This is a genomic window from Collinsella aerofaciens, assembly GCF_040915425.1.
GTDB lineage: Bacteria > Actinomycetota > Coriobacteriia > Coriobacteriales > Coriobacteriaceae > Collinsella > Collinsella aerofaciens_BW.
The window spans coordinates 25,457-32,449 of the sequence record NZ_JBCPDN010000011.1; the positions used below are offsets into that span (position 1 = coordinate 25,457).

General features: G+C 57.9%; 6 protein-coding genes and 1 tRNA gene. 3 read left to right on the forward strand and 4 right to left on the reverse strand.

Annotation, left to right across the window (positions count from 1 at the left end; translation table 11 throughout):
* Window positions 1-79: 79 nt before the first annotated feature.
* Both AB5164_RS02765 and AB5164_RS02770 read right to left on the reverse strand, forming a co-directional pair.
* Window positions 80-2,392: a DUF4012 domain-containing protein gene (locus tag AB5164_RS02765; protein WP_368142223.1), complete on the reverse strand. Its 2,313-nt coding sequence runs from the start codon at window positions 2,390-2,392 to the stop codon at window positions 80-82.
* Window positions 2,393-2,541: 149 nt separating this feature from the next.
* Window positions 2,542-3,564 carry a DMT family transporter gene (locus tag AB5164_RS02770; protein WP_368142224.1) on the reverse strand — a complete coding sequence of 341 codons (1,023 nt, stop codon included), beginning with the start codon at window positions 3,562-3,564 and terminating at the stop codon, window positions 2,542-2,544.
* 289 nt (window positions 3,565-3,853) lie between these two features.
* Here AB5164_RS02770 and AB5164_RS02775 point away from each other — a divergent pair.
* Window positions 3,854-3,928: transfer RNA gene (locus AB5164_RS02775), tRNA-Val, on the forward strand.
* Between the two features lie 226 nt (window positions 3,929-4,154).
* Window positions 4,155-4,841, forward strand: a complete 687-nt coding sequence (locus tag AB5164_RS02780; protein ID WP_368142225.1) for a DUF5710 domain-containing protein — start codon at window positions 4,155-4,157, stop codon at window positions 4,839-4,841.
* A gap of 38 nt (window positions 4,842-4,879) precedes the next feature.
* On the opposite strand, the gene AB5164_RS02785 is transcribed toward AB5164_RS02780, so the two are convergent.
* Both AB5164_RS02785 and AB5164_RS02790 read right to left on the reverse strand, forming a co-directional pair.
* On the reverse strand, window positions 4,880-5,164 hold the full coding sequence (locus AB5164_RS02785; protein ID WP_347494321.1) for a hypothetical protein: 285 nt from the start codon (window positions 5,162-5,164) through the stop codon (window positions 4,880-4,882).
* A gap of 122 nt (window positions 5,165-5,286) precedes the next feature.
* Window positions 5,287-6,369, reverse strand: coding sequence for an HNH endonuclease (locus tag AB5164_RS02790; protein WP_368142226.1), 1,083 nt, complete (start codon window positions 6,367-6,369; stop codon window positions 5,287-5,289).
* A gap of 215 nt (window positions 6,370-6,584) precedes the next feature.
* On the opposite strand from AB5164_RS02790, the gene AB5164_RS02795 reads away from it, so the two are divergent.
* On the forward strand, window positions 6,585-6,993 hold a 409-nt coding region (locus tag AB5164_RS02795), incomplete at its 3' end, for a hypothetical protein (protein WP_368147782.1).

Here is a 6,993-nt window from a genome sequence, read left to right on the forward strand (position 1 = left end):
TCTCCTTACAAAATAGGGGCGGACAGATTGCCTGTCCGCCCCAAAATGGTACTCGATTATCTGCGCTACCAGAAAAACCCTACGCCGACGCGCTGTCGCGAGCCGCCTGACATGTAGGAGTCTGACGCAGCGTAAGCGGCTTGTCCCCCGCCTCGGACGACGTGGTCAGCGTATACGTGATCGTCGTCGTCTCGCCAGCATGCAGGTCAACGGTTCCCGAATAGCAGGGAACTCCGTGCCAAGTGGCAGCGAACAGTCCAAACTGAGTCCCCTCAACGGTTAAATCGGTAATGCTGCCGCCTGTCGGCGCAAACAGCGATACATACAAGCGCTCATCGTCACGCGAGGTCCCAGGCGCACTGGCCGCTACGTAGTCGGGCAGTTTACGTGCCTCCTCCTGCGTCATGACGTTCGTCAAGGTAACGGTAATTCGATAGGAGCAAGCGCCGTCGCCGTTCTTCACGCCCTGACCAATCTGCGTATCGGCGTTTAGATACCAATCAAGTTTGGAGAAGCTCAGGTTGTTAAAGTAGACGCCAGCAACGGGATCGGCGCTCGGGTCATCCGGATCGGGCAGTGAGGCGTCGATGTTCATCTCCTTGATAGCGTTCTGCTCGTCATCGTTTTTCATCCACGCGATCAGGCGGCCCTCTTCGGCACCGCGCTCAACGGCGCTGACAAGGTTCGCAACATCGACGTCGCCGATACCGCCAAGGATCTTGTCAAAGGCAGCGCTGGCGACGGATGCAAAGATGCCGTCCGACTCCTCGACCGGATAGTTCCAGTACACATCATGCATAAGCACCTTCGCCGCGTTAGTACCGTCAACGACTGTACCGTCGGGCAGTGAAACATTACCCACGAGGCCCAACAGATACTGCAGGAATACCGGATCGATACCAATGACGCCATCGACGTCCTGACCATATTCAGACTTCCACAGCGCGGCGACACGCTGCGAATTACGGGGCCAGTCGGGCGAATAGGTGTTGCCCGAGATGTATAGGTTGCTGTGGTCACCAAACAGCGTCTCATCTTCTTCGTCGACGCTCTCAACCGCCTCGTCTTTGCTGCGCGCAATGCAGGGAACAAACTCGCCAATCGACATCTGGCCGTCGGTGACCGAAATCAGACCCTGCGAACCGCCAAAGCCGCCGCAGGCACGAATCTCGACGTTGTTCATGGCGTACATAAGGTAGTTGCGCGTCTGGCCGTTGGCGCCGAGCATCTGGGGAAGGACGGGGGCGACCTTCTCCGCCGCGTCAACCGCGCCGTTGAGGGTGGCAAAGCCGTCCTTGGCCTTATCGACCAGCTCGGTCACCTGGGAAATATGAGTATCGCCAATGCCCTGGACCTTCTCGTTGGCGCTCTTGAACACCTTCGAGCTGCTGGAAAGCGAATCGGCGACCGCCTGCAGCGCGGACACGTTAATCATGCCGTCCTGGAACAGCTTGCCGGGCGTGGCCTGCGAAAGGTTGTCGGCCATGGGAACCAGCGCGTTGCCCGAGACATCGGACAGGGCATCAATCATGGTGCGGGCTGCGTTGATGTCACTGCCATACACCGGGATAAACGAAGCCGCCGTCCACAGCGGGCTCGAAGTCTCCGCCTTCATGCTGTCGCAGAGCTCATCGATCTTTTTCGCGTCGTCAGGCAGCGTCGAAAAATCGCCCGACGTGACCTTGTCCTTAAGGCCACCGACGATCTCGACAGCCTCCTTCGCTTCGCTCTTTACGGTCTTTGCCGAGTTAAGCAGCATAAAGCCGCTTGCGCCAAGCGCAACGAGAAGCACCGCGACTACAGCGGCAATAATGGCGCCAGTATGACGCTTTTTGCGCTCGCCCTTGCGATGGCGATGACGGACCAGACCGTCAGAGGTTGAACTCGACGAAGCGTCACTACCGTAGTTCAAGCCAAAATCGTAATAATCTTCCTTGGAACCCGAGCCCGCAAACTCGGTACCGCTATCATCCAGACGGGCGAACGTGCCAGTCTCGGAGGCGCCGGTGTAAATCGTGCCAAGGTTACCCGTAAGCCCCGCGCCACCGGCAGAGGGAGTATTGTTGTCGGCCTTGCCGGCATTAACGTTGCCGGCGGCATTCGCGGCGTTGGCAGCACCTGCGTTGTTCGCAGATACCGAAGGAGCCCCGCTCGGCTGCGACACGGAGGTTGCACCGCCCGCAAAGACACTCCCTCTTGCACGGCCGGTCTTTTTTGCCTTTTGAGACTGCTCGTACAGAGCGGTAAACATCGCCGTCTCGCCCGGGGACACGCGCTTACCGGAACCGCCCTGTCCAGCGCCGCCCGGCGTGCCGGCCTTACCAGCCCCGTTCGGACGCGGCGGAACTGCAGGGCGACCGCTATCGCTGCCCTTAAAGTGATTACCAGCCATAAAGAAATCCTCGCAATTGAGTCGCAATGAAAAAGTCCATAACGTTACTAGTTTATGGCATTTTGAGCATCGACAGCTAAACTCCAGACACGGACATCAATTGGCGAAAATGCGGCACAACACCTTTTCTGTCTTGGCGGCGGCGTCAACTACACCGTGAGGAACATCATCACGATGATCATGGCAAAGCCGATAAGGTCGGTCGGCAAAAACACCGTGCCCAGCATAACGGCGCTCGTGATGGTCGCCGAAACCGGCTCCACAGTTCCGATGAGGCTCGCACGCACCGAGCCGATGTCCTTAACGCCCTGCATATAGAGCATGTAAGCAAAAAACGAGCCGATAACCACGAACACCGCGAGCGCCTCGACGCCGGCAGCGTCGAGTGCCGGCATATGCGCCCAGGGCTGCACGAAGACACATGAGATCACGCCCGCCGTGAGCATTGCCGAGCCCGTGACGATGGGGCTGCCGTATTCGGGCAGGATCTTGGCGGGAATCACCGCCATACACGCGGCGCTGACCGCACACATAAGACCTGCTGCCAGGCCAAGCGGCGAGATATTCAGGCTGGTGGGGTCGCCGCCGGTGGCGATTAAAAAGGTTCCACCCAGAGCCAGGCCAATGCCGATGACTTCGCGAGTACGCGGCATGCGGCGATCGATCGCGCAGGTGTAGCCCATGATGATAACGAGCTGCAGGCACTGGAGCACCGTCGCGGTTCCGGCGTTCGTCAGGCGCACGGCCGAAAGATAGCAAAACTGGTTGAACAGCAGGCCAAAGGCGGTAAAGAGCAGCAGCTGCTTGCGATCGGCGGGTGTGGTCCAGAGCTTAATCAGGCGCTCGCGGTCGCGCGTAACAACCACGGCCATAAAGAGTAGACCGGCGAGAATCTGACGCACGCTCATAAGCCACAAGGTATCGACGTGGTAGGTATCGAACAGAAAGCTCGCGCTGGTGCCCGAGAAGCCCCAAAACGAACCGCCCACCAGCGTAGCCAAGACGCCCGTGATCATCTTGCGCGTCGAAGCGCTGTTCAGGCGCTCGCGCCAGGCGCGGCGGGTGCTACGGCTGAGCTCGTCGGTGCCCTCGGGCACATCAATGTTCGATATATCGGTCATCGGCACCGAAGCCCCTGCGCCTTCGACCTGCTCGACACACTCTTTGCTCATTCCACTCCCCCGAAACAGCCTGGAAACAATTCGGCTTACCTTATCACTGCGGAGGCACCAGCTGGAGGCTTGTCCGCTTATCGGTAGGACAATTCCGCAGGCGTCTTTCCATAGCTCGATACCGCAATGGCCTTGCATTATGCGACAGCCAAATCGCGGCAGCAGGCTCTTTTGAAATGGATATGACAAAGCCCCTGAATTCCACAATGTAAGCGATTTTTAAAAATGTTCTTGCCACCGAGTTCAGGCTCCGTTATATTATCCCTTGCGCGCTTGCGCACCCTTGATCGGGCGTTTAGCTCAGGGGGAGAGCGCTTCCCTGACACGGAAGAGGTCAGAAGTTCAAATCTTCTAACGCCCACCAAATGTTCGCAGCTCAGAGGCTATGTCCTCTGGGCTGTTTTGTTTTATGTCGCCAAATCCGCTGGCAGTTCCAACCGCCCAACTGGCCAAAAGCCGACCATCTACTTGCCGATCTATCCATCGGCATAACCAATCAGTCCACACCGCAACTTCTCAGCAAAACGCCGCGATGTCTGCGCCCTGCGGTATCCTTGAGCCACTTGCACCTGCAGTACCAAGGAGCCGCCATGCGCACCGAGCTCGATGTCCCCTTTTCGCACAAAGAAGAAGCCAAGGCGCTGGGCGCCAAATGGGACCGGACCAAGAAGATCTGGTATGTACCCAGCGGCGTCAACCCCGAGCCCTTTGCCGAGTGGCTGCCCGGTGTTGACCGATCCGACCCCTCAGCGCCGTATATATATCTAGTACTGGGCAAGCGCGAGTGCTGGAAGTGTCACAAAGAGACCTCGGTCGCGGCCTTCGGCATTCCCTATCGAGCCGATAACGACGAGAGCATCGCCATCGCGCACGCGCCCAACGAAGCTGGGCACATTGCCATCGACACGGCCAACGCCAACGCGCTCGCCATCGTGCCCGCTCTTGGCTGCGTGCCGGGCGAGATCCGCGACTACCTTCATAAGCGCTGCGGCTACAAGCCCGTAGGCGCGCGAGCCTCCAAAGCCCCGTCGCTCGGCAACACGTGCACCAGTTGCGACGCGCTGCAAGGCAGCCGCTATCTGTTCGAGGAGCCCTCGTCCCCGTTTGCCCTCACTGCCATCAACAAGCTGCCGGCACTGGAGTTTATACGCGTCGAAGTTGCCGGAGTCTTTGGCGTCCCGGCCACGCGTACCAATTTTGACCAGGCGCTCTTTACCTGGGCACGCGACCATCACGCCGAGTTCCACAAGCAGCTCGGTGAGGGGGTTTATTTGTAAGGACGGAGATGCCTTCACAGCCAGCTCCTCCGCATCACCTATCCCTCGTCGCCGGCGTCATACACGATATCGAGGCCACAAACAGGGCATTTCTCCGGATACACCGGCATATGAACGCCTGTCTGTTTTCTCACTTCGTCGCTGAGTCTGTCACGCGCATCGATGAACCGAATGTCGAGACACGGTATTTGCGAGCCGCAGCAAGGGCAGGTGACGACAAACGACCCGCAATCAACCTCTACGCTCGGAAACATATTGTTGTCTATAAGGGCACACGGCAGTTTTCCGTACTTCCCCATCGCAATATCGCCTCGCCAGCTCATACACGCTCCCCTCTCGCTATACAAAACAGGAAGAGCATGCACCGGCAGGCATGCGCGAGATTGCATCGCCACGCGATCCGATCAAACAACACGATCGTCAAAGAATGCCAAAGCCAATTACGCTAATACGGCAGAAGCCCCGCCTTTTCACGCTTCTTTTCCGAGCGATCGAACTCAATGCGATGGGCCTCAAGAAACACCGTATTGGGTCGCCACTGACACTCATTCGGCTGCCTTAGCGTCGCACCCGCAAAGGAAACGTAGTCGGTCTTATCCAGCAGGTACGATCCGCACAGCCGATATTCGCCGCAAACAGGCTCAAACGAAATCAGGTGAGCATCAAATAGGGAATGAAGATCGCGCCGAAGCAGAATGCCGTTGCTGGCAACCTGCGATTTGGGTCCCGAGTAATTCTCGATATGTGCAGCCTCCAGAGCTTCGCTGACGCCGCAGTCCGACACCGCGCAACGGCCATCATAGGCGGCAACGAGCTGCTTGCGGAACCATTGCTGCCCCAATCGCTCGCGCCTTAACGCATAGCGGACCTTTTCGTCGTCGGTCGTACCCTGTCCGGCAAACTCAATATCGACGGGCATGTGCTTCAGATAACTCATGTCGGGCGCAAAACGAGGGTCCGGTCCGCCTTTATGAACAGGACCGTGCAGAACAAACCATCCGTTTTCGGGCTCGAACCGTTCAACAAATGCAAGGCCGAGCACCTTGTAGCCCACCTCGGTTGCAAATATGACTCCGACTGGAACGCCACATTCCATGCAGTTGAGCATTTTACGGTTGTAATTCTGGTCTCGAAAACCAACGGTACCCGACGCTTGAACCGAGTACTTAATGACCCACGTACCATCGTCCAAATAGAGCGGAGGCACATCGGTGTAGAAGCTCTTTTTAGAGTTATGGACCGAAAGCGCAAAGATCTTATTGGGATCTTGCTTCACCCGATCCTGGCCCGGCCAGAAGATCCCTGAATCCCGCGTTACGGGAAAGAAGTCCGAGCCAATTCTCAAACGGTACTGATACTGAGGGCTATCTTCCTTGGTGTGGTGCGGAAGGCTGGTCCAAACGCCGCCGCGCTGTTCCTCACCCAGAAACCACTCCCATGCCTCAACGTATTCGGAAGGCACGAGACTGCAGGCGCGGTCATAGCTTGGTCCATCCATCAACGGAACAGCAAGGTCAATGTCGTTCATCGCCAGCACCTACAACCATACGAACGCGAGTCATGCCCCTCAATAATATGGCCGAGAGTCAATTATTACGAGATCTCATTCCGCGATCGGCACATCGTTGATGCTCTCGGTTTGCCGCTGGCGCGCTTGTACCCCGCTACCCCACTTCCCTGTATACTGATGTAGCACGTGTTTCATCCGGGCTTGTTGGGCCGGGTCGTTCATGGGAGGGCCTTATGGCTGCTTCGAATCCGCCTAAGGGGAGCGTTTCTTCTTCGTCCATCAAGCCGGTTACGCGCAAGGCCGTGCGTTGCCAGCGCGAGGTCGCTTGGCTTGTCACGCAGGCGGCGGGCAGGCTTGTGGCGACCACTCAGGACGTCAATGCTCCCACACCGAGCTTTGTGCTGGCAGCGGCGCTGGATCGAGTACACCAGCTGGAACTCGCCGCACAAGAAGACGGCAGCCATCTTGGCTACCAGGACGTTATGACGCCCGACCTGTTGACCTTTTGCCGCACAGCCAAGTTGCCCGCCGCACCCAATGCGCTTTCGGACGCAGGCTACATGTTTACGCTCTCGGGCGCGGACCTTATCCGCGACATCTATGCATACTGCAGCGAGCTCGCCGAGCGCCACGTCTTTGACG

Coding starts and splice junctions, on each gene's coding strand:
- AB5164_RS02765 (WP_368142223.1), bottom strand. CDS start 2,392: ATGGCTGGTAATCACTTTAAGGGCAGCGATAGCGGTCGCCCTGCAGTT.
- AB5164_RS02770 (WP_368142224.1), bottom strand. CDS start 3,564: ATGAGCAAAGAGTGTGTCGAGCAGGTCGAAGGCGCAGGGGCTTCGGTG.
- AB5164_RS02780 (WP_368142225.1), top strand. CDS start 4,155: ATGCGCACCGAGCTCGATGTCCCCTTTTCGCACAAAGAAGAAGCCAAG.
- AB5164_RS02785 (WP_347494321.1), bottom strand. CDS start 5,164: ATGAGCTGGCGAGGCGATATTGCGATGGGGAAGTACGGAAAACTGCCG.
- AB5164_RS02790 (WP_368142226.1), bottom strand. CDS start 6,369: ATGAACGACATTGACCTTGCTGTTCCGTTGATGGATGGACCAAGCTAT.